The sequence below is a fragment of the Mesorhizobium sp. M7A.F.Ca.AU.002.02.1.1 genome (assembly GCF_003998535.1).
Lineage (GTDB): Bacteria > Pseudomonadota > Alphaproteobacteria > Rhizobiales > Rhizobiaceae > Mesorhizobium > Mesorhizobium ciceri.
In genome coordinates this window covers 1-1,160 of sequence record NZ_RZPB01001224.1, presented here as the reverse complement: position 1 = coordinate 1,160, position 1,160 = coordinate 1, and the positions used below count along the sequence as shown (strand labels likewise).

At 59.2% G+C, this 1,160-nt stretch carries 1 protein-coding gene and 1 pseudogene; both read left to right on the top strand.

Going from position 1 to position 1,160, the window contains the following annotated elements; translation table 11 throughout:
- A partial coding sequence (locus EN879_RS36670) for an autotransporter domain-containing protein (RefSeq protein ID WP_127274752.1) occupies positions 1 to 813 on the top strand: 813 nt, incomplete at its 5' end.
- Positions 814 to 945: 132 nt separating this feature from the next.
- A pseudogene (locus tag EN879_RS36665) lies at positions 946 to 1,160 on the top strand (flagellar motor protein MotB); the annotation flags it as partial.

Genomic DNA, 1,160 nt, shown 5'->3' with positions numbered 1-1,160 from the left:
GCCCATACCGAGCATGACGGCTACAACATCAGCGGCGGCGGCTTGAATGGCCCGGGCCCGAGCTTCGATGCCAATGATTTTTCGGCCGCCATCAGCCTGGATTTCAATGCCGCCAAACACTTCCAGTTCGACAATGAGTACGGCCTGAACATCGGCGTTTTCGCCGGCTACGCCTCGACCGACGTCAACCTCGGCGCGTTTCGGGGATTTGATGCCATCGGCGAAGGTACCAACAAGGCCGGCCTGTTCGGCGGCTACGCGCTGTTTCGCAAGGACTACAATTACGCGCTCGTCTCGGCCTCCGGCTTCATCGGTGGAAGCGACGTGACGAACGGCGTGCTCGGCACCACCGGCAGCTATGATACCAAGGGCTATGCAGTGACGGCATCGGTCGGCCATATCTTCAAGCTGGGCGAGCGCACCCGCTTCGATCTGCGTGGCGGCCTGCTTGGCGTTTCCTTCCGCGGCGATCCGTATACAGACAGCGGCGGCAACGAGTTCGGCAAGAGCCAGCTTTCTTTCGGCGCGATCAAGCTCGAGCCCGGCATCTATGGCGACTACACGTTGAGCAACGGCATGGTGATCAGCCCCTATGCGCGAGGCGAATTGCAGCAGCGTTTCGGCTACAAGAACACCACCGAAATCGACACCAGGGAGATCGACTTCGACGATGCCGATTTTTCCGCCGCGCTGTCGACCGGCTTCAACCTGAAGATGTCGGCCGCGACCACCGTCAACGGCGAAGTTCGCGGCAAGGTGTCATCGGACAGTTCCACCATCGGCGCCAAGCTCGGACTGAAGATCGCCTTCTAACCAAGACGATGAACCCGAGATTTGCATCGCTCGGGAGTGGTGCACCGCACCACGCGAGATGCTCGCCAAGCGACAGCAAGTGTTCTATGCTCCTCGCTGAGAAATCGTGAACTGCTCTAGGCAGGGGGTTCCATGTTCGAAGTCGTGGGAGTCTGGTGGAAAACACGGGCAAGAGGCTGGCTCGTTATAAACGCGCTTGGCTTGGTCGTTGCGTTGTTGGTGTTGATTTGGCCCGGACTGGGAACTGCGAAGGCAGAGACGAACTGGACGCTGGACTCGACCGCTTCGGTCCTGACCTACCAGTCGGTCAAGAAGAACACGATCGTCGAAACCAACAAGATCAGGAA